Source organism: Serratia sp. TSA_198.1, assembly GCF_052686505.1.
In genome coordinates this window covers 1,253,852-1,276,216 of the sequence record NZ_JBQZFP010000001.1, presented here as the reverse complement: position 1 = coordinate 1,276,216, position 22,365 = coordinate 1,253,852, and the positions used below count along the sequence as shown (strand labels likewise).

Here is a 22,365-nt window from a genome sequence, read left to right as displayed (position 1 = left end):
CAGCGGGCGGTATGCCCGCTGCGGCAAGCATCAGGCCTGCGCCTTGAAGCTGTGCAGGCGGCGAACGGTTTTCTCCAGCCCGTCAGTCATCAGAACTTCGGTGCAGCGGGCGGCTTCATCTATCGCTTCATCAATCATTTTTTGCTCGCTGGCCGGTGGCTTGCCGAGCACAAATCCTACGACCTTGTTTTTATCGCCCGGATGGCCAATGCCAATGCGCAAACGGTAGAAGTTCGGGTTATTGCCGAACTTGTTCTGAATATCCTTCAACCCGTTGTGGCCGCCGTTACCGCCGCCGAGTTTGATTTTGGCGACGCCCGGCGGGATATCCAGCTCGTCATGCGCCACCAGGATTTCGTCCGGCTCAATGCGGTAGAAACTGGCCATCGCCAGCACCGCTTTGCCGCTTAGGTTCATAAAGGTGGTCGGTACCAGCAGGCGCACATCGTTACCCGCCAGGTTCAGCCGTGCGGTGTAGCCGAAGAACTTGCTCTCTTCCTTCAACTGCTGGTTATGGCGCTGGGCCAGCAAATCTACGTACCAGGCGCCGGCGTTGTGCCGCGTCTGGGCATATTCAGCGCCCGGATTCGCCAGGCCGACTATCAATTTAATACTGCTCACTGGGAAATTCGCTATGATCGAGATAATGGAAAGGGCATTAGTCTACCTGCCGCCGCCACGAATGACAAAATCCTGATGCCCAGCCCCGAGTATTGATTCAGCGATAGACTGAAAATTGAATAATTCATTAGAAAAACAATTCAATTTGTCGGCTAACAAGCAGGATAAGGTAAAGATTTGTCACGTTTTCTTTACCATTTGTGATCGTCTCCGCAAACCCCTTGTCGGACCAGGGGCTATACTTAATTTATCAAAGTGGGTTAACCCTTTGCTGAGTTATCCCGGTTGGCATAAAGCGCAATGGAGGTGACAAATGAAACGTAGAAACGCGTGCAGAATGGGCAACTTTTTTATGGGGCTGGGGCTGGTCGTGATGATCGGCGGCGTCGGATACAACATTCTTGCTGAAGTATCGCAGCTCGATTTACCGCAACTTTTCGCCCATGGCGCCATCATGAGTATTTTCGTGGGTGCGTTGTTGTGGCTGGTCGGTGCCCGTCTCGGCGGTCGCGAGCAGGTTGCCGATCGTTACTGGTGGGTAAAACACTTCGATAAACGCTGCCGCAACGATCAGCATCGTTCGTCGCATTGATTAAAAAAACGAAAGGGAGCGGCATTACGGCAAAGGAGATCTGCCGCGCACTCAGGTCTAAGGTCATGTTTGACTACGAGTAGAAAACCCGTTGCTGCTTGCGCACCAACGGGTTTTTCTTTTTCTGCTGCCGGGCAATAGGCTCTTCCGGTACGGCAGGACACCGCACCGAAAGGGAACGAATTAATGCTCGAACATCGCAGAGATTGACTCTTCATTGCTGATACGGCGGATGGCTTCAGCCAGCATGCCTGACAGCGTCAGAGTACGTACGTTTTTCAGTGCCTTGATTTCTGCAGACAACGGAATGGTGTCGCAGACGATCACTTCATCAATCACCGAGTTCCTGATGTTTTCAACGGCGTTACCGGAGAAGATCGGGTGCGTCGCGTAGGCAAATACACGCTTGGCACCGCGTTCTTTCAACGCTTCAGCCGCTTTACATAAGGTACCGCCGGTGTCGATCATGTCGTCAACCAGCACGCAGTCACGGCCTGCCACGTCACCAATGATGTGCATCACCTGAGAAACGTTCGCACGCGGGCGGCGTTTATCGATGATAGCCATATCGGTATCGTTGAGCAGTTTGGCGATAGCGCGGGCGCGCACTACGCCGCCGATGTCCGGGGAAACCACGATTGGGTTCACCAGATTCTGTTGCAGCATGTCTTCCAGCAGGATCGGGCTACCGAACACGTTATCTACCGGAACATCGAAGAAGCCTTGAATCTGTTCAGCATGCAGATCCACCGTCAATACGCGGTCAACCCCTACGCTGGAGAGGAAATCGGCGACAACCTTGGCCGTGATTGGCACACGCGCAGAACGCACGCGGCGATCCTGGCGGGCATAACCGAAGTAAGGGATAACAGCAGTAATACGACCTGCGGAGGCGCGACGCAGGGCATCTACCATAACAACCAGTTCCATCAGGTTGTCGTTGGTAGGGGCACAGGTGGACTGGATGATGAAAATATCACCGCCGCGTACATTTTCGTTGATTTGCACGCTCACTTCGCCGTCGCTAAAACGACCTACAGCGGCGTCACCAAGGCTGGTGTACAAACGGTTGGCAATACGTTGTGCTAGTTCCGGGGTGGCGTTACCAGCAAAAAGCTTCATATCAGGCACGAGAAGAACCTCAGGCATGCGTCCAGAGAAGATATTGTCGTACGGCCTTCGATAAGGGGCAGTTAACGATGCCGGCGCAATATCATACGGGTGTGTAAAAAACTAACTTGAAACCGCAGCGGCGCAGGGATTACAGGGCCAGGTGTGCATGACCCTGCGCAGCGAAACGAGAACTACGGTTCAATCTGCCCGGAACGGATGCGATGTAGTGGAGAGACGTTAACGCCACGCGCTACAAAACCACACAACCACTCCGGAGCTTGATTTAACACCTGACGGGCGGCGATTTCTGTGTCGAATTCAGCAAACACACATGCACCTGTGCCAGTCAGGCGTGACGGCGCGTATTCTAACAGCCAAGAAAGAAGCTGTTCAACCTCGCGAAAACGTTTTCTTGCTATTGGTTCGCAATCATTTGCGTAAGTTGCCTGCAACAGCACATTTAACGGGCGAACCGGGGTGTCTCTTTTTAATTCCGCGTCGCCAAAAATAACCGGGGTAGGGATGCTGACGCCTGGATGCGCCACCAAATACCACTTTTCCGCCGGATTTGCCGGCTGCAACCGTTCGCCGATGCCTTCGGCAAACGCCGCATGGCCGCGCACAAAGACCGGAACGTCGGCACCCAGGGTCAACCCCAGCTCCGCCAACTGCTCGTCGCTCAGCCCGCAATGCCACAGCTCATTCAACGCCACCAGCACGGTGGCGGCGTTGGACGAGCCGCCGCCCAGCCCTCCGCCCATCGGCAGGCGCTTATCGATACTGATATCGGCGCCGCGCGGGAGCGTTTTGAGCCCGTGGCTATCGCAATGCTGTTGCAACAAGCGGGCGGCGCGGACAATCAGGTTTTGCTCGTCCGGCACGCCATCGACCGGCGTCAGCAGGCGGATGCGGTCATCCTGCCGCACGTCGAGGGTCAGCGTATCGCCGTAATCCAGAAACTGGAACAGCGTCTGCAGCAGGTGGTAGCCGTCTTCGCGCCGGCCGGTAATGTACAAAAACAAATTAAGTTTAGCGGGAGATGGCCACTGGCGGATCATTTGAGGGTCCAGTTATCCATTTTCAGTTTGATGCGTTGATCGCCCTGTTTCAGTTCCAGGCGGCTTGGCAGCTGCGGCTTGAGATCGCTGTTGTAATCCTGGTAATCCACGGTCCAGGTCTGGCTGCCTTGCCGATAAGTCAGTTTGCTCAGGCGGTACTGGTCATCCAGCGTGAAATCATTGGCCTCGCCCGGCAGGCCGAGCATCCACTGACGCAGGTTATCCAGCGGGATCGCCATGCCGGTCAGTTTGCGGATCATTTCTTCGGCGTTGTCGCTGACATAGCGTTTGCCCTGGTTGTCCGTCAACTGCACCACGTTTTGCTGTACGTTCAGGTCAAGTTCGGTGCTGCCAAGCGGGTTGGTCAGCAGCAGGCGGTAACGTTCCGGCGAATATTGCTGCCAGAAGAAGCGCGCATAGACTTTTTTCTGGTCTGACAGATAGGCGAAAGAGCCACGGGTCTGATATTGCCCGAGCTGTTGCACCGCTTGCTCGTGAGCGCGCCACTGCGGTGAGGTTGGGCTGGTCGCCGGGCCGCTTGGCTTGGTGGTGGTACAGGCGGCCAGCACCAGGCTGGCCAGCGGGATCAGACGTAGCAAACTAACTTTGCGGATTGGCATAACTTTCTCTTGTCCTTTTGTCCTTGCGGGCATGCGCAGCGAAATCTTTTTTCAGCGTTCACGCTAGCGGGGGAACGCGATAGCGTCAACACGCCCCGTTCTGAATATCACCGTCTTTTTGCGGTGATAACAAGCGCTTTGACGGCCGGGTGGCTGAGCTTTGGGTTGCCATAAGATTAACACAATCGCCCGGTCGTGCTGCGCTGGCCGCGAGAATATCTTCGGTTACGGTCCACGGCGGCGTTGTGCCAAAGCAACATATATTAGCAATTAAATTAATGTTTAATGGATAGTAACGGCGTATTTAGGCGTATTTCATTCGATAACTAGCGCAAATTGATTAATTTTATTTATGCAATTTACTGGGGGGATGTCTATGCTGGTAAAGCCAAATGGATAGCAGGGCTATCCTGCTGCGCATCATCTGCGTCACGCAAGCGATGCGGGCATCTCAACCCCTACACATAATGAAATAAGGTATTTCGTATGAAAAAGCGTTTTTCTCTGTTGGCAGGAATGCTGTTTGCATTAACGATGCCGGCGCATGCCGCCGAGAATACCGAACCGAAAGCGATCGGGCCAAAGCATGGCGCTACCTTGATTCCCAAGGCGCGTCAGGTGATTTGTGAACAGGACGGCGGTTACAACCACCCGGATGATGGCTCGAACATGCCTAATGCGGCCTGCAGAAATGCCTTTTTGTACAAAGCGGAGACTATTCCTATTTGGGAACGCCGCCAGATGTTTACCGAATGGCCCGCCTACTCGCAAAACCTGCAAGGTACCCAGCATCCGTCAGACAAGGTCCCCGATGGCCAACTTTGCTCGGCGGGCATCGCCAAGTTTGAAGGCATCGACCAGCCGCATGCCGACTGGCAGGTGAGCAGCGTCTCGGTAAAAGACGGCCAGGCTACGCTGTACTTCGACGCCACCCAGGTGCATGAGCCGAGCAAGTGGACGGTGTCGCTTGCCAAGCCGAGTTTCAATGCTGCCACGGATAAGTTGAAATGGAGCGATCTGACACCGCTTGAGGTGACTAAAGTGATAGTTCCGCCGCCGGCCAAAGGCAACCATGTCAAATATGCCGGCGTCTACCAGATTGACGTCAAGATCCCGGCCGATCGTGCCGACGGGAAGCAAACACTGTTGTATGTGCAGTGGGAACGGCAGGACCCAGCGAGAGAAACCTTTTTCAGCTGTAGCGACGTAAGGTTCGACGGGGAATACGCAGCTAAATAAGCCACGGCAGCCTAAAGGTGCCGGCGCAGCATGCCGGCACCCTAACCGGCGATGAAGAGAGCTCTGCTTACTATTTGGGCGACCCTAAGCGTTCAATCAGGATAACTTATTGATGAATACTGTGCGGATCGTCGCGTTTCAAACTAAAATTTAGTGTGCTTATTGATCTGGATATAATTTAACTTTTTGAATTTATTATTATTCATTGATTGGTTTCGGCTATATCAGTGATTGAACGGAAGATGCGGTTGTTACTTTTATTGATCCCGCGCATCAAGTAGAATGCCGTTCAACGAGAACCCGTACCAACAGAAGTATTACTCGAAGCAATGACCCTGCTGGCGTTAGGTATAAATCACAAAACCGCTCCGGTTTCTCTGCGTGAAAGGGTGACCTTCTCCCCAGAGTCTATCGATCAGGCGCTGACCAGCTTGCTCCAACAACCGTTGGTGCAGGGCGGAGTGGTGTTGTCTACGTGTAACCGCACCGAGCTTTATCTCAGCGTGGAGCAACAGGAACACCTTCACGAACAGCTGGTCGCCTGGTTGTGTGAATACCATCACCTGCGCCCGGAAGAAGTGAGCAAAAGCCTGTACTGGCACCACGGCAACGACGCCGTGAGCCATCTGATGCGCGTAGCCAGCGGGCTGGATTCGTTGGTATTGGGCGAACCGCAAATCCTCGGGCAGGTGAAAAAAGCCTTCGCCGAGTCGCAACGCGGCCAGTCGCTTTCCGGCGAGCTTGAACGTCTGTTCCAAAAATCCTTCTCCGTCGCCAAACGCGTGCGCACCGAAACTGAAATCGGCGCCAGCGCAGTTTCCGTGGCCTTCGCCGCCTGTACGCTGGCGCGCCAAATCTTCGAGTCGCTGGCCGATCTGAACGTGCTGCTGGTCGGCGCCGGCGAAACCATTGAATTGGTGGCGCGTCATCTGCGCGAGCATAAAGTGCGGCATATGATTATCGCCAACCGTACCCGCGAACGCGCCCAGTTGCTGGCAGACGAAGTCGGCGCTGAAGTGATCACGTTGCCGGAAATCGACGAACGTCTGGCGGATGCCGACATCATCATCAGTTCTACCGCCAGCCCGCTGCCGATCATCGGTAAAGGGATGGTGGAGCGTGCCCTGAAAGCGCGTCGCAACCAGCCGATGCTGCTGGTGGATATCGCCGTGCCGCGCGATATCGAGCCGGAAGTGGGTAAGCTGGCGAATGCTTATCTGTATAGCGTGGACGATCTGCACGCTATCATTCAAAGCAACCTGGCGCAGCGCAAAGCCGCGGCGGTGCAGGCGGAAACGATCGTTCAGCAGGAAAGCACCAATTTTATGGCCTGGCTGCGCTCGCAGGGCGCGGTGGAAACCATTCGCGACTATCGCTCGCAGGCCGACCAGATCCGCGCCGAAATGGAAGCCAAAGCGCTGGCCGCCATCGCGCAAGGCGCGGACGTGGAACAGGTTATCCACGAACTGGCCCACCGGCTGACCAACCGCCTTATTCATGCCCCTACCAAATCCCTCCAGCAGGCCGCCGGCGATGGCGACGTGGAGCGGTTGCAATTATTACGCGACAGCCTCGGGCTGGATCAGCATTAGTTTTCTCTTTTAACAGGGTTTAATACCACGCATGAAGCCTTCTATTGTTGCCAAACTGGAAGCGTTACAAGAGCGCCATGAAGAAGTGCAGGCGCTGCTCGGCGATGCCGGCGTTATCGCCGAGCAGGATCGGTTCCGCGCCCTGTCGCGCGAATACTCGCAACTGACCGATGTCAGCCGCTGTTTCCTGGAATGGCGTCAGGTGCAAGAGGATCTGGCTACCGCAGAAATGATGCTGGACGATCCTGAAATGCGCGAGATGGCGCAAGAAGAGATGAAGCAGGCCAAGGCGGCGACGGAAGAACTTGAACAGCAGCTGCAAGTGTTGCTGCTGCCGAAAGACCCGGACGACGAACGCGGTATCTTCCTGGAAGTGCGCGCCGGTACCGGCGGTGACGAAGCGGCGATCTTCGCCGGCGACCTGTTCCGCATGTACAGCCGCTATGCTGAAACGCGCCGCTGGCGCGTCGAGATCATGAGCGCCAACGAAGGCGAACACGGCGGTTATAAAGAAGTGATTGCCAAGGTCTCCGGCGACGGCGTCTACGGCCAACTGAAATTTGAATCCGGCGGTCACCGCGTACAGCGCGTACCCGAAACCGAGTCTCAGGGGCGTATTCATACCTCCGCCTGCACCGTGGCGGTGATGCCGGAAGTGCCGGAAGCCGAACTGCCGGAGATCAATGCGGGCGATTTAAAAATCGATACCTTCCGCTCCTCTGGTGCCGGCGGTCAGCACGTCAACACCACAGATTCGGCGATCCGTATCACCCACTTGCCGACCGGCATTGTGGTGGAGTGTCAGGACGAACGTTCGCAGCACAAGAACAAAGCCAAGGCGATGTCGGTGCTGGGCGCACGCATCCGTGCTGCCGAAATGGCCAAGCGCCAGCAGGAAGAGGCGTCAACCCGCCGCAACCTGTTGGGCAGCGGCGATCGTTCCGACCGTAACCGTACCTACAACTTCCCGCAGGGAAGGGTGACCGATCACCGCATCAACCTGACGATTTACCGTCTGGACGAGGTGATGGAAGGCAAGCTGGACATGTTGATTCAACCGATCGTGCAGGAATATCAGGCCGATCAGCTCGCTGCGCTGTCCGCAGAGCTTGAGTAATGGATTATCAATCCTGGCTGAAGGCAGCAAGTGCGCGGCTGACGCAGAGCGAAAGCGCCCGACGTGATGCCGAGATCCTGCTGGGCTTCGTGACCGGCAGGGCCAGGACCTTCCTGATGGCGTTTGGTGAAACCGTTTTGACGCCGCAGGAACAAGAACAGTTGGAAAGGCTGCTGGTGCGCCGCGAACGCGGCGAACCTGTGGCTTATTTGATTGGCGAGCGCGAATTTTGGTCGCTGCCGCTGTCGGTATCACCTGCAACCCTGATCCCGCGTCCGGACACCGAATGCCTGGTGGAACTGGCGCTGGAGCGCTTGCCGCCTTCTCCCTGCACTATCCTCGATCTGGGCACCGGCACCGGCGCCATTGCATTGGCGCTGGCCAGCGAACGCCCGGATTGCGCGGTGACTGGCGTTGATTTACAGCCGGAAGCGGTGGCGCTGGCGCAGCATAACGCGCAGAAGCTGACAATAGGTAACGCGCAGTTCTTGCAAGGCAGTTGGTTCGAACCACTGGCCGGCCAAACTTTCGCCCTGATCGCCAGTAATCCGCCTTATATCGACGCCGCTGACCCGCATCTGGCGCAAGGGGATGTGCGTTTCGAGCCAAGCAGCGCGCTGGTGGCGCAACAGCACGGGCTGGCGGATTTGGCCGCCATTGTGCAGCAGGCACCGCATTATCTGCAGTCACAGGGTTGGCTGTTGCTTGAACATGGCTGGCAGCAGGGGGAAAGCGTACGCGCGCTGCTGCAGGCTGCCGGTTTTATTTCGGTCGCTACCCACCGTGACTACGGCGATAACGATCGCGTGACGTTTGGCCAATGGCCGCAGTAACTGAAAACCAACAATAACGAAGCACACAGCGAATAAAAAGGAAGCGATATGGCAGTCTACACGGCGTTAAAACATCTGCATCTGTTGACGGTCGCCCTCAGCATTACCTTGTTTGTCTTGCGTTTTTTCTGGAAGTGGCGCAACTCGGCCATGCTGAACAAGCGCTGGGTGAAGATAACGCCGCACGTTAATGATACGGTGTTGTTCGCCAGCGGCATTGCGCTGGTGGTGATGTTCAAGCTTTATCCGCTGCTGGGCATGGACTCATGGCTGACCGAGAAGCTGTTTGGCGTTATTATCTATATCCTGCTTGGCTACGTCGCATTGGGCAAGAAGACCAAAAGCCAGAACCTGCGCACTTTGGCGTTTGTGCTGGCGTTGGGCTGTCTGTACCTGATAATTAAACTTGCCACGACGAAATTACCCTTTCTGATGGGATACTTATGAGTAGCATTGCTGATTTTGAATTTAACACCTCGCTGCTGAGCGAGGGCGTAATCCTGGTATCGCAGTCGGTGCGGCGTGATTTCCCCGTCGCCGAAGTCGAACGCAAGCTGCAACAGCTGGTCGACGACGCGCGCGCGGCCATGCCGCAGGATCTCAACCAGGAACAGCAACTTGACGCACTCATTGAGCTGTTCTTCAAAACCTGGGGTTTTGGCGGTGCAGGCGGCGTGTATCGCCTGTCCGACGCTATCTGGCTCGACAAGGTGCTGGAGGGGCGTCAGGGTACGCCGGTCTCGCTCGGCACCATTTTCCTGCATATCGCCCATCATCTCGATTTGCCGCTGTTGCCGGTTATTTTCCCCACTCAACTGATCCTGCGTGCAGACTGGCTGGATGAAGAAATGTGGTTGATCAACCCGCTGAACGGCGAAACGCTGAACGAGCATCAGTTGGAAGTGTGGATCAAGGGCAATCTGGGTCTGGGCGCTGAGCTGGAAGACGACGATCTCGATGAATCAGAAAACGTCATGGTGGTGCGTAAAATGCTGGATACGCTGAAAGCCTCCCTGATGGAAGAAAAACAGATGGAATTGGCCCTGCGCGCCAGCGAAACGGTGCTGTGCTTCGATCCGGACGATCCTTACGAGATCCGCGACCGCGGGCTGATCTACGCCCAGTTGGAATGCAACCATATCGCGATTTCCGATCTCAACTATTTTGTCGAACAGTGTCCTGAAGATCCGGTCAGCGAAGTGATCAAAGTACAGATCCACTCGATTGAACCTAAACAGGTTACGTTGCATTAATTCATTTAAAATACCCGGTGAATTTCAAGCCGCGGCCTGGAAGGCGACGGGTATAACATCAACAAAGGCGAAAGCATGAAACAGAAAGTAGTTAGCATTGGCGACATCAACGTAGCGAACGATCTGCCGTTTGTGCTGTTTGGCGGGATGAACGTGCTGGAATCGCGCGATTTGGCGATGAGCATCTGCGAGCACTACGTCACCGTGACGCAAAAACTGGGCATTCCTTACGTTTTCAAAGCCTCTTTTGATAAAGCCAACCGTTCTTCCATTCACTCGTACCGTGGTCCGGGTCTGGAAGAGGGGATGAGAATCTTCGAAGAAATCAAAAAAACCTTCGGCGTGAAAATCATCACCGACGTGCACGAAGCGTCACAGGCGCAGCCGGTATCCGAAGTGGTTGATGTTATCCAACTGCCGGCCTTCCTGGCGCGCCAGACCGATCTGGTTGAAGCTATGGCGAAAACCGGCGCGGTGATCAACGTCAAGAAGCCACAGTTCGTCAGCCCAGGCCAAATGGGCAACATCGTCGACAAGTTCAAGGAAGGCGGTAACGATCAGGTGATCCTGTGCGATCGCGGCAGCAACTTTGGCTACGATAACCTGGTGGTCGACATGCTCGGCATCAACGTGATGAAGAACGTGACCGGTGGCCATCCGGTGATCTTCGACGTTACCCACGCCCTGCAGACCCGTGACCCGTTTGGCGCCGCTTCCGGCGGTCGTCGTGCGCAGGTTGCCGAACTGGCGCGCGCCGGTATGGCGGTAGGTCTGGCCGGTCTGTTCATTGAAGCGCACCCGGAGCCGAACAGTGCCAAGTGCGACGGCCCATCCGCGTTGCCGCTGGACAAGTTGGAGCCGTTCCTGGTGCAGATGAAAGCCATCGACGATCTGGTGAAGAGCTTCCCAGAGCTGGATACCAGCAACTAAGCCGGTTTCCGCATCTAAAAAAGCCCGACTTGTCGGGCTTTTGCTTTTTTAAGCGTCCAGCGCCGCCAGCGCTTCCGGCAGCGTTGAATAGAAATGCAATTTTCCTTCGATCGGTTGCACCCGCGCCCGCGCCAGCGTTTTCAACGGCTGGAACGGAATATCGGTGATCGCCAACTGCTTGCCTGCAGGCAAGGCCTCAATAAAACGTTGCAGGGCGGTTAAGCCCCCGGCGTCCAGCACCGGCACCGCGTCCCATTGCAGCACAATCACGTCATAGTTTTCACTGAGCGCCAGCAATTCATTAAAAATGCGCTCGGCGGCGGCGAAGAACAGCGGGCCGTTCACTCTCAGCACCAGGCGGCCGTTTTCGGCGCTCAGTTCGCTCAGCCGGGTCATGCGCGCAATGCGGCGCATAAACAGCAGCGAGGCCAGCACTATGCCCACGGTAATGGCGATCACCATATCGAACAGCACCGTCAGCGACATGCACAGCAACATCACCAGAATGTCGTCCTTCGGCGCTCGGCGCAGCAGATAAACCACCTTGTGCGCTTCGCTCATGTTCCAGGCCACCATCAGCAACAGCGCCGCCATCGCCGACAACGGCAACCAGGACAGCCACGGCGCCAGCACCAGCAATGCCAGCAGCACCAGCAGCGCATGGATGATGGCGGCCACCGGCGAGGTAGCGCCGGCGCGCACGTTGGCTGCCGAACGGGCGATGGCGGCGGTGGCGGTAATGCCGCCAAAAAACGGCGCGATGAGATTACCCGCGCCCTGGCCGATGAGTTCGGTGTTGGAGTTGTGTTTTTTGCCGGTCATGCCGTCCAGCACCACCGCGCACAGCAGCGATTCAATCGCGCCCAGCATCGCCATGGAAAACGCCGCCGGCAGCAGGGCGGAGAGGGTCTGCCAGCTCAGCGGCATCGGCTTGCCGTCAGCGGCCGGCAGATCCCACGGCAGCATCAGCTGCGGCAAGATCGGCGGGATGCCGTGCCCGCGGCTGCCATCGGCCAGCAGGTAACTGAAACGGGAACCGATGGTCGCCACTTGATGGTCAAACAGCGCCAAAATGCCCATGACCGCCATCCCCGCCAGCAGCGCGGGCAGGTGGCCGGGCACCCGTACGCCGAGCTTCGGCCAGAGCACCAGTATCAGCAGCGTGACTGCGCCGATCAGCGTATCGCCGATATCCAGCGTGGGCAGCGCCTGCAACAGGGCGTAAACCTTGCCGACATAATTTTCCGGCATCGCCGCCAGTTGCAGACCGAAGAAATCCTTCACTTGCAGGGTGGCGATGGTGATGGCGATCCCGGAAGTAAAGCCCAGCGTGACGGACAGGGGAATATATTCAATCAGCCGGCCGAAGCGAGCCAACCCCATAATCACCAGAAACACGCCGGAAAGCAGGGTAGCGATCAGCAGGCCGGAAAGGCCGAACTGCTGCGATACCGGGTAGAGGATCACCACAAAGGCAGCGGTGGGGCCGGAGACGCTGTAGCGCGAACCGCCGCCGATGGCGATCACTATTCCGGCGACTGCCGAAGTGTAAAGTCCGTACTGGGGGGGCACGCCGCTGGCGATCGCCAGCGCCATCGCCAGCGGGATGGCGATAATGCCGACGGTGACGCCGGCGATGGCGTCTTTAAGCAGGCGTTGCAGGGAATAGGGTTCTCGCCAGCAGGCGTCAATCAGCGCGCTGAACGGCCGAATGCCGTTAATTTCATGCGTTTTCATCTAAGGTGCGGACCAAGTCTATAAAAGAGAACGGAATGGCGGGCCAGGTAAGGTCCGTCTCGAATAGCTGATAGACAGACTACGCCAGTTGCGGCGGCGATTCCTAGATATACATCAAAGGGACGCAGAAAATCGGAGTTACGCTATTTTGGTTGGGTGGGGTAAGCGGGAAAACCAGACCGGCCGCGGGTAAGGCGGCCGGCAGGGTAAATATAAAGAGACTTTTACCGCTTAATGCACCGAGGGCAGGGATAAACCGAGAAAATGTGCCAGCGTGCCGACCAGCAGGTTATGGTCCTCCAACTGCGGTGAACCGGAGATGCTCAGGGTGCCGATGCAGCCTATGCCCGCCAGATTGATGGGAAAAGCGCCGCCGTGCACCGAGTAGTCACGCACGCTCAGGCCATAGCGCTCCTCCAGCGTCGCCTGCCGCTGTTGCAAGCGCAGGCCGATAGCGTAAGAGCTTTTGTGAAAGTGATTCACCACGTTGCGTTTGCGTCGCACCCAGTCGGCGATGTCCGGCGTGGTGCCAGGCATCGCGTAATAGAACAGCGTCTGCCCGGCCAACTGGATTTCGATGGCGATACTCAAACGCCGCTGCTCTGCGGCGGTCTTCAGCGCCGTGCCCAGTTCCCAGGCGGTTGCATGGTCAAAATGGCTAAAGGTCAGCGTGGCTTCCTGTTCGCTGAGCGCACGCAACTCATCATCAGTATTCATGGCTACCCCCGTTAATCTTGGCTGCGGACAGAGTATCCCGAACTGAAAAAACGGGATAGACAGCTTGGCGATAACTTAGAACCGCAGCCGGGCAATATAGCTGCCGCCGGGGCCGACAGTCAGGCCGCCAACGTGTGCTCGCGGAATGCGGCCAAGAGCTCCTCGGTGAATTTCAGGCGCTTTTGACGATCGGTCAGGTCCAGCATGAACTTCAGCTTGGTCGGCCCATCCAGGCGATAAATTTGCGGATTGCTCTGCAGCAGGCCAATCAGGTAACCCGGATCGACCCGATTCTTCTCGCCAAACTCGATAAACCCGCCGCGCTCGTTCCCCTCGATACGCTTAATCCCCAGTTTCTGCGCATGTTGGCGCAGCGCCGCGCTTTGCAACAGGTTGCGCGCCGGATCCGGCAGCAGGCCGAAGCGGTCAATCAGCTCCACCTTCAGTTCTTCCAGTTCGCCGTCGTTTTTCGCGCTGGCGATGCGTTTATAGAACGACAGCCGGGTGTTCACGTCCGGGATAAAATCGTCCGGCAGCAGGGCCGGCATGCGCAGCTCCACTTCGGTTTGGTTGCTGGTGAGATCTTCCAGCGACGGCTCGCGCCCGTTTTTCAATGCGTCGACCGCGCTTTCCAGCAGCTCCATGTACAGCGAGAAGCCGACGGTGGTCATCTGCCCGCTTTGATCTTCACCCAGCAGCTCGCCCGCGCCGCGGATTTCCAGGTCATGGGTCGCCAAAGCAAAGCCTGCGCCGAGATCTTCGAGCGAAGCGATGGCTTCCAGCCGTTTGTGCGCGTCGGTGCTCATGGCCTTTGGATTCGGCGTCAGCAGATAGGCGTAGGCCTGATGGTGCGAACGGCCTACGCGGCCACGCAACTGATGCAACTGCGCCAGCCCGAAGCGATCGGCGCGCTCGATGATAATGGTATTGGCGCTGGGAATATCGATGCCGGTTTCGATAATGGTGGTACAGACCAGCACGTTAAAACGCTGGTGGTGGAAATCGTTCATCACCCGTTCCAGATCGCGCTCGCGCATCTGGCCGTGGCCGATGGCGATACGCGCTTCCGGCACCAGCTCAGCCAGTTTCTCCGCGGCCTTCTCGATGTTCTCCACGTCGTTGTACAGATAGTAAACCTGGCCGCCGCGCAGCACTTCACGCAGGATCGCCTCGCGAACCACCAGGCTGTCGTACTCGCGCACGAAGGTTTTCACCGCCAGGCGGCGGGCCGGCGGGGTCGCGATAATCGACAGGTCGCGCATGCCGCTCATCGCCATATTCAGCGTACGCGGGATCGGCGTGGCGGTTAGCGTCAGGATATCCACATCGGCGCGCATCGCCTTGATGCGTTCTTTGTGGCGCACGCCGAAACGGTGTTCTTCATCGACGATCAGCAGCCCCAGATCTTTCCAGCGCAGATCGCTCTGCAACAGTTTGTGGGTGCCGATAATAATGTCCACTTTGCCGTCGACGGCGTCGTCCATGATCTGTTGCTGCTCTTTGGCGCTGCGGAAACGCGACATCATCTCGATGCGAATCGGCCAGGTGGCGAAGCGATCGCGGAAGTTGTCGAAGTGCTGCTGCGCCAACAGCGTAGTGGGCACCAGCACTGCCACCTGCTTGCCGTTTTCCACCGCCAGGAAGGCCGCGCGCATCGCCACTTCGGTTTTGCCGAAGCCGACGTCGCCGCACACCAGCCTGTCCATCGCCAGCGGCTGGCACATGTCGCTCAGCACGGCGTTGATTGCCTGTTCCTGGTCTGGGGTGGTTTCAAACGGGAAGCTTTGACAGAACAACTGATACTGTTCGCGGTTGTGTTTGAAGGCGAAGCCGGATTTGGCGGCGCGCTGGGCGTAAATATCCAGCAGCTCGGCCGCCACGTCCCGCACCCGTTCCGCAGCTTTCTGCCGCGCGCGTGTCCAGGCGTCACCGCCCAGCTTGTGCAGCGGCGCGTTTTCATCTGCGCCACCGGCATAGCGGCTGATCAGGTGCAGCGAAGAGACCGGCACATAGAGTTTGTCTTCACCGGAGTAGGACAGGATCAGGTATTCGGCCTTGATGCCGCCGGCTTCCAGCGTCGTCAGGCCAACGTAACGCCCGACGCCGTGCTCCAGATGCACCACCGGTTGGCCGGGGTGCAGCTCCGCCAGGTTGCGGATCAGGGTATCGGTATTGATGGTGCGGCGATTGTCCTGTCGGCGGCGGCTGACGCGTTCGCCGAGCAGATCGCTTTCGCAGATCAGCGCCCGGTTGCGCATGCCGTCGAGGAAACCGCGTTCCGAGGCGCCGACCATCATATAGCGACCGGCCGGTTCGGCCTGATCGAGATGTTGAATTAATGATGTGCCGAGTTTGATGCGGCCGAGCAGGTCTTGCAGCGTTTCGCGGCGGCCCTCACTTTCGACCGAGAAAATCACGCTGCCGTCGAAGCTTTCTATAAAGCGGCGCAGCTGGTCCAGCGGCGCTTTATTTTGGGCTTGCACCGCCAGGTCCGGCAGCGCGCGATAGTCCAGATTGGTGTTGCCGGCTTTGGCAGGCAGCGCTTCGGTTTTGAGTGCCATGCGCGGCCAGGCTTTCAATTCGCCAAACAGCGCGTCAACCCGCAGCCACAGGCTGTCCGGCGCCAGCAGCGGGCGCATCGGATCGACGCGGCGGCTTTCGTAACGCTGGTTAACGTCCAGCCAGAAGCGCTCGGCGGCGCTCTCCAGGTTGCCGGTATTGACGATCAGCGTGTTGGCCGGCAGGTAGCTGAACAGCGACGGCAGCGGCTGGCTGAAAAACAGCGGTTGCCAGTATTCGATGCCGGCCGGCCAGGTGCCTTTGCTCACCTGCTGGTAAATATGTTCGGCGTCGCGGCGCACCTCAAACTGCTCGCGCCACTGGCTGCGGAACAGTTCGATGGCGGTTTTGTCGGTCGGGAATTCATGGGCCGGCAGCAGGTTGATGGCCTCGACTTCGCTCAGCGTGCGCTGGGTGTCGACGTCGAAGATGCGCAGGCTGTCGATTTCATCGTCGAAGAAATCGATGCGGTAAGGTTCTTCGCTGCCCATCGGGTACAGATCGAGCAGCGCGCCGCGGGTGGCGAACTCGCCGTGCTCCATCACCTGATCGACGCTGCGGTAACCGGCTTGCTCCAGCTGGGCGCGAAGTTTTTCGCGCGACAGGCGCTGGCCCTTTTTCATCACCAGCGCGTGGCCGTGCAGGAATTCGTGCGGACAGACGCGCTGCATCAGGGTATTGACCGGCAGAATGATGACGCCGCGCACCATGGTCGGCAGGTGGTACAGGCTCGACAGACGGGCGGAGATAATCTCCTGGTGCGGCGAGAAGCTGTCGTAGGGCAGGGTTTCCCAGTCGGGCAGTGTGGTCACCATTTGATCGGTAAACTGCTGGATTTCGTCGCGCAGCCGCAGTGCGTTCTGCATGTCCGGGGCGATCAGCATCACCGGCCCGTTATGACGTTCGACGATCTCGGCGCACTCCACGGCGCAGGCCGCGCCGGTTAGTTGCCCCAACTGGCGCAAATCGCCTGCGCGATCGGGCAGGGAATAACGGGAGGATGACGATGCAGAACGGTTACGGTTATCGGAGGTGCTCATTAAGGTATCTTTAATCAATGTGTTAAATTTCGCCCTGGCACAAATAACAAAGCGCCTTTACCCGGTAATACTAGCCCACTGGCCAGCAAACTGACATAGGTAAAAGCGCCATATCCGTCGTCTTTCAAGTTGCAGCGCCGCCGGCGGCATTTATGGCCAATGCGGGCGCAGCATGGCGTGCGCCCTCTCGGGTTTGGGCGAACGGGGTGCCTGGGGGAGCATTAACCCACCGAAGGTATTATTCTTGCGCGCCCATCGCGAGGTATTGCGCGATTTTATCCACATCGACATTGCCGCCGCTGACAATCACCCCGACTTTTTTACCGCGCAAATCCAGCAGCGAATTCATTGCCGCCGCTGCGGCCAGGCACCCTGTGGGTTCGACCACCATTTTCATCCGTTCCATAAAGAAGCGCATTTGCCGGCACAACTGCGCGTCGGTGACCGTCAGAATATCCTCTACGTACTGCTGGATGATCGGGAAGGTGAGTGTACCCACCTGCTGGGTTTGCGCGCCATCGGCGATGGTTTTCGGCACCGGAATGCGCACCGGTTGCCCGCTGCGAAAAGCCTGCTGCACGTCGTTGCCTGCCTGCGGCTCCACGCCGTACACCCGGCAGCCCGGCGACCAGTGGCGGGCCGCTATCGCACTGCCGGAAAGCAGGCCGCCGCCGCCGGTAGACACCAGCAACACGTCCAGCGGGCCGACTTCTTCTATCAGCTCTTTGGTGGCGGTGCCTTGGCCGGCCATCACCTGCGGGTAATCATAGGGAGGGACGATCGCCAGGCCATGCTCTGCGGCCAGGCGCTGGGTAATCTCTTCGCGGTTCTCGCTGTGGCGTTGGTAAATCACCACGTTGGCCCCGTAGCCGCGTGTTGCCGCCAGCTTGGTTTCCGGCGCGTCGTTCGGCATGACTATGGTGACGTTGACGCCCAGCTCCCGCGCCGCCAGCGCCATTGCCTGCGCGTGGTTACCGGAGGAAAAGGCAATCACTCCGGCCTTGCGCTGCGCCTCGCTCAGTTGCGCGATCGCGTTGTACGCCCCGCGGAACTTAAAGGCTCCGACGCGCTGGAAGTTCTCGCATTTGAAGAACAGTTGTGCGCCTGTGAGGTTGTCGGCCTGATGCGACGTCATGACCGGCGTGCGGAGGGCATGTCCGGCCAGAATTTCTGCGGCGGCAGAGATATCGGCGGCGGTGATACAGTGGGGCGTTGAACTCATGGCGACCTCGCATGGATGAAGGGGGGATTGATTGCCCGGGATTTTTAATTTACTCTTTGTAAAGTTTTTGTCAAACGGTTAAGTTAATGAGCGATCTCAGGCAGGAAAATGCGCTATTGCTGCGCGAAGCGGAAAAAATTGTCCAGGCGCTGGGCATGATGTTTGCCCCCAGTTGCGAAGTGGTATTGCACGATCTGACACAGCCGGAGCATGCTATCGTCGCCATCGCCAATAATCTGTCGAACCGCAGCATTGGTGACGCCGCCAGTGAAATGGGGCTGGAGCGTATTGCCTCGCCGGACTTTCCGGACGTGGTACAAAATTACGCCAATGCCTTCCCGGACGGGCGCCCGGCCAAGAGCACGTCGATCGGTCTGCGCAACAGTGAAGGCGTCTATGTGGCGGCCATCTGCCTCAATCTGGACGTCTCAATCTTCAACAGTGTCAACGCCATTCTGCAACAACTGACCGCGGTAGTGCAGAGTGCGCCGCAGCCGGTGGCGGAGGGGGCCCGTTCGCTGTCGGATATCGCCGCCGTGATCAACAACTTTGCGGCGTCGCACGCTACCCAGCCGCGCGCGCTCTCTTCAGAGCAACGTTATCAAGTGATCCAGTTATTGAAGCAGCAGGGCTATCTGCAACTGCGCGGGGCCGCCACCATGGCGGCGGAGGCGTTGGGCATTTCACGGGTGTCGGTTTATAACCTGTTAAAGCGGGATGCCGGTTAACGACCAGCCGTCTTTCAGGCTGCAGCGTTCAACGCTGTTCCTGACAGAACCCGTGGGGGAGCGAATACATTCGCCCCGGTTGAAACGGGTGCAGCCTGCAGCACCCTTACTCAAAGCTCTGGGGCAGATGCTGCGGTGCAATGCGCAATAGGCGGAATAAAAGGCGTCTGGGTGGTTCCCTAAACGAGGTATAGCCTTTATTATCCTTGATCACTTTGCTTAAGCTACGGCAACAAAACGGATTTCATGTATCAACCTGTCGCGTTATTCATTGGCCTGCGCTACATGCGCGGGCGAGCCTCAGACCGCTTCGGGCGGTTTGTCTCCTGGCTGTCCACCATCGGCATTACGCTGGGGGTCATGGCGTTGGTCACCGTTTTGTCGGTGATGAACGGTTTTGAAAAAGATCTGGAAAACAACATCCTTGGCCTGATGCCGCAGGCGTTGATCACCAGCCCGCAGGGGTCGATCAATCCCCAGCAGATCCCGGCCTCGATGGCGCAGGGATTGCAGGGCGTCAGCCGCGTTGCGCCGCTGACTACCGGCGACGTGGTGCTGCAAAGCGCCCGCAGCGTGGCGGTCGGCGTGATGCTCGGGGTGAACCCGGACGAAGCCGATCCGCTGACGCAGTATCTGGTGAACGTCAAACAGCAGCAGCTGCAGCCGGGCCAGTACAATATCATCATCGGCGAACAACTTGCCGGGCAACTGGGCGTCAAACGCGGCGACCAGCTGCGGGTGATGGTGCCGAGCGCCAGCCAGTTCACGCCGATGGGCCGTATTCCCAGCCAGCGCCTGTTTACTATTATCGGCACCTTCCACGCCAACAGTGAAGTGGACGGCACCCAGATGCTGGTCAATCAGCAAGACGCTTCGCGCCTGATGCGCTACCCGGCCGGCAATATCACCGGCTGGCGTCTGTTCCTGCAACAGCCGCTGACGGTCGATACCCTCAGCCAGCAGAAACTGCCGCAAGGGGCGCAATGGAAAGACTGGCGTGAACGCAAGGGCGAGTTGTTCCAGGCGGTACGCATGGAGAAAAACATGATGGGGCTGCTGCTCAGCCTGATCGTGGCGGTGGCGGCGTTTAACATCATTACTTCGCTCGGCCTGCTGGTGATGGAGAAGCAGGGCGAAGTCGCCATTCTGCAAACCCAGGGCCTGACCCGCCGGCAGATCATGTCGGTGTTTATGGTGCAGGGCGCCAGCGCCGGCATTATCGGTTCGCTGCTCGGCACGCTGCTGGGCGTGCTGCTGGCCACCAACCTGAATAACCTGATGCCGATCCTCGGCGCGTTGATTGACGGCGCGTCGCTGCCGGTGGCGGTCGATCCGCTGCAGGTGACGATTATCGCCGTAGCGGCGATGGCGGTATCCCTGTTGTCCACGCTTTACCCTTCATGGCGCGCTGCCGCCGTACAACCCGCTGAGGCTTTACGTTATGAGTAACCATCTTTTGCTGCAGTGCGAAAACCTGTGCAAGACCTATCAGGAAGGCAATCTGCATACCGACGTATTGCGTAATGTCAGTTTTGCCATGCAGCCGGGTGAGATGATGGCGATTGTCGGTAGCTCGGGTTCCGGTAAAAGCACCCTGTTGCACCTGCTGGGCGGTCTGGATTCGCCAACCTCCGGCGAAGTGATCTACAAAGGCCAGTCGCTGAATACCCTGTCGTCGGCGGCCAAGGCTGAACTGCGCAACCGTCAGTTGGGCTTTATCTATCAGTTCCATCACCTGTTGCCGGACTTCACCGCGTCGGAAAACGCCGCCATGCCGCTGTTGATCGGCGGCATGAAACCGGCTCAGGCGCAGGACAAGGCGCTGGAAATGCTGACGGCGGTCGGGCTGGAAAAACGCAGCAAACACCGGCCTTCGGAGCTGTCCGGCGGCGAGCGTCAACGCGTGGCGATCGCCCGTGCGTTGGTGAATAACCCGTCGCTGGTACTGGCGGACGAACCGACCGGTAATCTCGACAAGCGCACCGCCGACAGCATCTTTGATCTGCTCGGTGAGCTGAACGTGCGTCAGGGCACCGCCTTCCTGGTGGTGACCCATGACTTGCAACTGGCCAAGCGCCTCAGCCGCCAGCTGGAAATGGCCGACGGCCACCTGCAGGCTCAACTGACCCTGATGGGAGCCGAGTAATGGCGGGTGCGTCACTTTCCTTTTTGACGGCGCTGCGCTTTAGCCGGGGCCGCAAGCGCGGCGGCATGGTGTCGCTGATTTCGGTGATCTCCACCATCGGCATTGCGCTGGGCGTGGCGGTGTTGATCGTCGGGCTGAGTGCGATGAACGGCTTCGAACGCGAGCTGAAAAACCGTATTTTGGCGGTAGTGCCTCACGGCGAGATTGAACCGGTGAAACAGCCGTTCAAAGACTGGTCGTCAATCTTGCAGCGGGTGGAAAAGGTGCCGGGTATCCTGGCTGCCGCCCCCTATATCAACTTTACCGGCCTGATGGAAAACGGTGCGCAGCTGCGGGCGGTGGGCGTTAAAGGGGTCGATCCGCAGCAGGAAAGCCAGCTCAGCGCACTGCCTAAATACGTGCAGGGCGATGCCTGGGCCAACTTCAAAAGCGGTGAGCAGCAGGTGATCCTCGGCAAGGGCGTGGCCGATGCATTGGGCGTGAAGCAAGGCTCTTACGTCACGGTAATGATCCCCAACAGCGATCCGCAAATGAAGCTGTTGCAGCCCAAACGCATCCGTCTGCATGTGACCGGCATTCTGCAACTGAGCGGCCAACTGGACCACAGCCTGGCGATGGTGCCGCTGGCCGATGCCCAGCAGTATCTGGATATGGGCGACAGCGTGACCGGTATCGCGATTAAAGTTAATGACGTGTTTGCCGCCAACAAACTGGTGCGCGACGCGGGCGAAGTCACCAATTCCTACGTCTACATCAAGAGCTGGATCGGCACCTACGGCTACATGTACCGCGATATCCAGATGATCCGCGCCATTATGTATCTGGCGATGGTGCTGGTGATTGGCGTTGCCTGTTTCAACATTGTCTCCACGCTGGTGATGGCAGTGAAGGACAAGAGCGGCGATATCGCCGTGCTGCGCACTTTGGGCGCCAAAGACGGTTTTATCCGCGCGATATTTATCTGGTACGGCCTGTTGGCCGGGCTGGTGGGCAGCGTCAGCGGCGTGGTGGTCGGGGTGATCGCTTCGCTGCAGTTGACCAACATCATCAAAGGATTGGAAAAACTGATGGGGCATTCGTTCCTGTCGGGAGATATCTACTTCATCGACTTCCTGCCTTCCGAGCTGCACTGGCTGGACGTGGTGATTGTATTGGCGACCGCATTGGTGCTCAGCCTGTTGGCCAGTTGGTATCCGGCCAGGCGCGCCAGCCGTATCGATCCGGCGCGCGTGTTGAGCGGACAATAAC

The 22,365-nt window shown here is 58.0% G+C and carries 20 protein-coding genes; 12 read left to right on the top strand and 8 right to left on the bottom strand.

Features of this window, described 5'->3' with window-relative positions; translation table 11 throughout:
• Nucleotides 1–30: 30 nt before the first annotated feature.
• The gene (pth, locus tag ACUTSW_RS06020) at nt 31–621 is read right to left on the bottom strand and encodes an aminoacyl-tRNA hydrolase (protein ID WP_004943204.1); all 591 of its coding nucleotides are present in this window, start codon (nt 619–621) and stop codon (nt 31–33) included.
• Between the two features lie 313 nt (nt 622–934).
• On the opposite strand from pth, the gene ychH reads away from it, so the two are divergent.
• Nucleotides 935–1,213, top strand: coding sequence for a stress-induced protein YchH (gene ychH, locus ACUTSW_RS06015; protein WP_004943205.1), 279 nt, complete (start codon nt 935–937; stop codon nt 1,211–1,213).
• A 183-nt stretch (nt 1,214–1,396) separates the two neighbouring features.
• On the opposite strand, the gene prs is transcribed toward ychH, so the two are convergent.
• The 3 genes from prs to lolB all read right to left on the bottom strand — a co-directional run bounded on the left by prs (nt 1,397) and on the right by lolB (nt 4,004).
• The gene (gene prs, locus ACUTSW_RS06010; protein ID WP_004943207.1) at nt 1,397–2,344 is read right to left on the bottom strand and encodes a ribose-phosphate diphosphokinase; all 948 of its coding nucleotides are present in this window, start codon (nt 2,342–2,344) and stop codon (nt 1,397–1,399) included.
• Nucleotides 2,345–2,517: 173 nt separating this feature from the next.
• Nucleotides 2,518–3,384 (bottom strand): 4-(cytidine 5'-diphospho)-2-C-methyl-D-erythritol kinase, encoded by an 867-nt coding sequence (gene ispE / locus ACUTSW_RS06005; protein WP_062870537.1) that lies wholly within the window; start codon nt 3,382–3,384, stop codon nt 2,518–2,520.
• On the bottom strand, nt 3,381–4,004 hold the full coding sequence (lolB, locus tag ACUTSW_RS06000; RefSeq protein WP_062870538.1) for a lipoprotein insertase outer membrane protein LolB: 624 nt from the start codon (nt 4,002–4,004) through the stop codon (nt 3,381–3,383). Before lolB ends, ispE begins: the two co-directional genes overlap by 4 nt.
• 486 nt (nt 4,005–4,490) lie before the next feature.
• Here lolB and ACUTSW_RS05995 point away from each other — a divergent pair, with 486 nt between their 5' ends.
• The 7 genes from ACUTSW_RS05995 (at nt 4,491) to kdsA (ending at nt 10,968) form a co-directional block, all read left to right on the top strand.
• Nucleotides 4,491–5,243, top strand: a complete 753-nt coding sequence (locus ACUTSW_RS05995) for a lytic polysaccharide monooxygenase (protein WP_445583934.1) — start codon at nt 4,491–4,493, stop codon at nt 5,241–5,243.
• A 329-nt stretch (nt 5,244–5,572) separates the two neighbouring features.
• Nucleotides 5,573–6,835 (top strand): glutamyl-tRNA reductase, encoded by a 1,263-nt coding sequence (gene hemA / locus ACUTSW_RS05990; RefSeq protein WP_006324808.1) that lies wholly within the window; start codon nt 5,573–5,575, stop codon nt 6,833–6,835.
• A 31-nt stretch (nt 6,836–6,866) separates the two neighbouring features.
• Complete coding sequence (gene prfA / locus ACUTSW_RS05985) at nt 6,867–7,952, top strand: peptide chain release factor 1 (RefSeq protein WP_004943225.1); 1,086 nt, start codon at nt 6,867–6,869, stop codon at nt 7,950–7,952.
• On the top strand, nt 7,952–8,785 hold the full coding sequence (gene prmC, locus ACUTSW_RS05980; RefSeq protein WP_445583933.1) for a peptide chain release factor N(5)-glutamine methyltransferase: 834 nt from the start codon (nt 7,952–7,954) through the stop codon (nt 8,783–8,785). The genes prfA and prmC overlap by 1 nt, the downstream gene beginning before the upstream one ends.
• Nucleotides 8,786–8,833: 48 nt before the next feature.
• Nucleotides 8,834–9,232 (top strand): SirB2 family protein, encoded by a 399-nt coding sequence (locus ACUTSW_RS05975; RefSeq protein ID WP_062870541.1) that lies wholly within the window; start codon nt 8,834–8,836, stop codon nt 9,230–9,232.
• Nucleotides 9,229–10,038 carry an invasion regulator SirB1 gene (gene sirB1, locus ACUTSW_RS05970; protein WP_004943232.1) on the top strand — a complete coding sequence of 270 codons (810 nt, stop codon included), beginning with the start codon at nt 9,229–9,231 and terminating at the stop codon, nt 10,036–10,038. Before ACUTSW_RS05975 ends, sirB1 begins: the two co-directional genes overlap by 4 nt.
• A gap of 75 nt (nt 10,039–10,113) precedes the next feature.
• The gene (gene kdsA / locus ACUTSW_RS05965) at nt 10,114–10,968 is read left to right on the top strand and encodes a 3-deoxy-8-phosphooctulonate synthase (RefSeq protein WP_004943235.1); all 855 of its coding nucleotides are present in this window, start codon (nt 10,114–10,116) and stop codon (nt 10,966–10,968) included.
• A 48-nt stretch (nt 10,969–11,016) separates the two neighbouring features.
• On the opposite strand, the gene dauA is transcribed toward kdsA, so the two are convergent.
• The 4 genes from dauA to ACUTSW_RS05945 all read right to left on the bottom strand — a co-directional run bounded on the left by dauA (nt 11,017) and on the right by ACUTSW_RS05945 (nt 18,243).
• Complete coding sequence (gene dauA, locus ACUTSW_RS05960) at nt 11,017–12,705, bottom strand: C4-dicarboxylic acid transporter DauA (RefSeq protein WP_445583932.1); 1,689 nt, start codon at nt 12,703–12,705, stop codon at nt 11,017–11,019.
• 231 nt (nt 12,706–12,936) lie between these two features.
• Nucleotides 12,937–13,422: a heme-degrading domain-containing protein gene (locus ACUTSW_RS05955; RefSeq protein WP_004943239.1), complete on the bottom strand. Its 486-nt coding sequence runs from the start codon at nt 13,420–13,422 to the stop codon at nt 12,937–12,939.
• 119 nt (nt 13,423–13,541) lie between these two features.
• Entirely contained in the window at nt 13,542–17,021 is a 3,480-nt protein-coding gene (mfd, locus tag ACUTSW_RS05950) for a transcription-repair coupling factor (protein ID WP_063197793.1), read from the bottom strand.
• 238 nt (nt 17,022–17,259) lie between these two features.
• Nucleotides 17,260–18,243, bottom strand: coding sequence for a threo-3-hydroxy-L-aspartate ammonia-lyase (locus ACUTSW_RS05945; RefSeq protein ID WP_445583931.1), 984 nt, complete (start codon nt 18,241–18,243; stop codon nt 17,260–17,262).
• A gap of 86 nt (nt 18,244–18,329) precedes the next feature.
• On the opposite strand from ACUTSW_RS05945, the gene ACUTSW_RS05940 reads away from it, so the two are divergent.
• The 4 genes from ACUTSW_RS05940 to lolE all read left to right on the top strand — a co-directional run bounded on the left by ACUTSW_RS05940 (nt 18,330) and on the right by lolE (nt 22,364).
• Nucleotides 18,330–18,971, top strand: coding sequence for a helix-turn-helix transcriptional regulator (locus ACUTSW_RS05940; protein WP_434462899.1), 642 nt, complete (start codon nt 18,330–18,332; stop codon nt 18,969–18,971).
• A gap of 246 nt (nt 18,972–19,217) precedes the next feature.
• On the top strand, nt 19,218–20,420 hold the full coding sequence (lolC, locus tag ACUTSW_RS05935; protein ID WP_004943249.1) for a lipoprotein-releasing ABC transporter permease subunit LolC: 1,203 nt from the start codon (nt 19,218–19,220) through the stop codon (nt 20,418–20,420).
• A complete protein-coding gene (gene lolD, locus ACUTSW_RS05930; protein ID WP_445583930.1) occupies nt 20,413–21,117 on the top strand; it encodes a lipoprotein-releasing ABC transporter ATP-binding protein LolD in 705 nt (234 codons plus the stop codon). The genes lolC and lolD overlap by 8 nt, the downstream gene beginning before the upstream one ends.
• A complete protein-coding gene (gene lolE, locus ACUTSW_RS05925; RefSeq protein ID WP_004943254.1) occupies nt 21,117–22,364 on the top strand; it encodes a lipoprotein-releasing ABC transporter permease subunit LolE in 1,248 nt (415 codons plus the stop codon). The genes lolD and lolE overlap by 1 nt, the downstream gene beginning before the upstream one ends.
• The last annotated feature ends 1 nt before the right edge of the window (nt 22,365 follow it).

Coding starts and splice junctions, on each gene's coding strand:
- ychH (WP_004943205.1), top strand. CDS start 935: ATGAAACGTAGAAACGCGTGCAGAATGGGCAACTTTTTTATGGGGCTG.
- ispE (WP_062870537.1), bottom strand. CDS start 3,384: ATGATCCGCCAGTGGCCATCTCCCGCTAAACTTAATTTGTTTTTGTAC.
- lolB (WP_062870538.1), bottom strand. CDS start 4,004: ATGCCAATCCGCAAAGTTAGTTTGCTACGTCTGATCCCGCTGGCCAGC.
- ACUTSW_RS05995 (WP_445583934.1), top strand. CDS start 4,491: ATGAAAAAGCGTTTTTCTCTGTTGGCAGGAATGCTGTTTGCATTAACG.
- hemA (WP_006324808.1), top strand. CDS start 5,573: ATGACCCTGCTGGCGTTAGGTATAAATCACAAAACCGCTCCGGTTTCT.
- prfA (WP_004943225.1), top strand. CDS start 6,867: ATGAAGCCTTCTATTGTTGCCAAACTGGAAGCGTTACAAGAGCGCCAT.
- prmC (WP_445583933.1), top strand. CDS start 7,952: ATGGATTATCAATCCTGGCTGAAGGCAGCAAGTGCGCGGCTGACGCAG.
- ACUTSW_RS05975 (WP_062870541.1), top strand. CDS start 8,834: ATGGCAGTCTACACGGCGTTAAAACATCTGCATCTGTTGACGGTCGCC.
- sirB1 (WP_004943232.1), top strand. CDS start 9,229: ATGAGTAGCATTGCTGATTTTGAATTTAACACCTCGCTGCTGAGCGAG.
- kdsA (WP_004943235.1), top strand. CDS start 10,114: ATGAAACAGAAAGTAGTTAGCATTGGCGACATCAACGTAGCGAACGAT.
- dauA (WP_445583932.1), bottom strand. CDS start 12,705: ATGAAAACGCATGAAATTAACGGCATTCGGCCGTTCAGCGCGCTGATT.
- ACUTSW_RS05955 (WP_004943239.1), bottom strand. CDS start 13,422: ATGAATACTGATGATGAGTTGCGTGCGCTCAGCGAACAGGAAGCCACG.
- mfd (WP_063197793.1), bottom strand. CDS start 17,021: ATGAGCACCTCCGATAACCGTAACCGTTCTGCATCGTCATCCTCCCGT.
- ACUTSW_RS05945 (WP_445583931.1), bottom strand. CDS start 18,243: ATGAGTTCAACGCCCCACTGTATCACCGCCGCCGATATCTCTGCCGCC.
- ACUTSW_RS05940 (WP_434462899.1), top strand. CDS start 18,330: ATGAGCGATCTCAGGCAGGAAAATGCGCTATTGCTGCGCGAAGCGGAA.
- lolC (WP_004943249.1), top strand. CDS start 19,218: ATGTATCAACCTGTCGCGTTATTCATTGGCCTGCGCTACATGCGCGGG.
- lolD (WP_445583930.1), top strand. CDS start 20,413: ATGAGTAACCATCTTTTGCTGCAGTGCGAAAACCTGTGCAAGACCTAT.
- lolE (WP_004943254.1), top strand. CDS start 21,117: ATGGCGGGTGCGTCACTTTCCTTTTTGACGGCGCTGCGCTTTAGCCGG.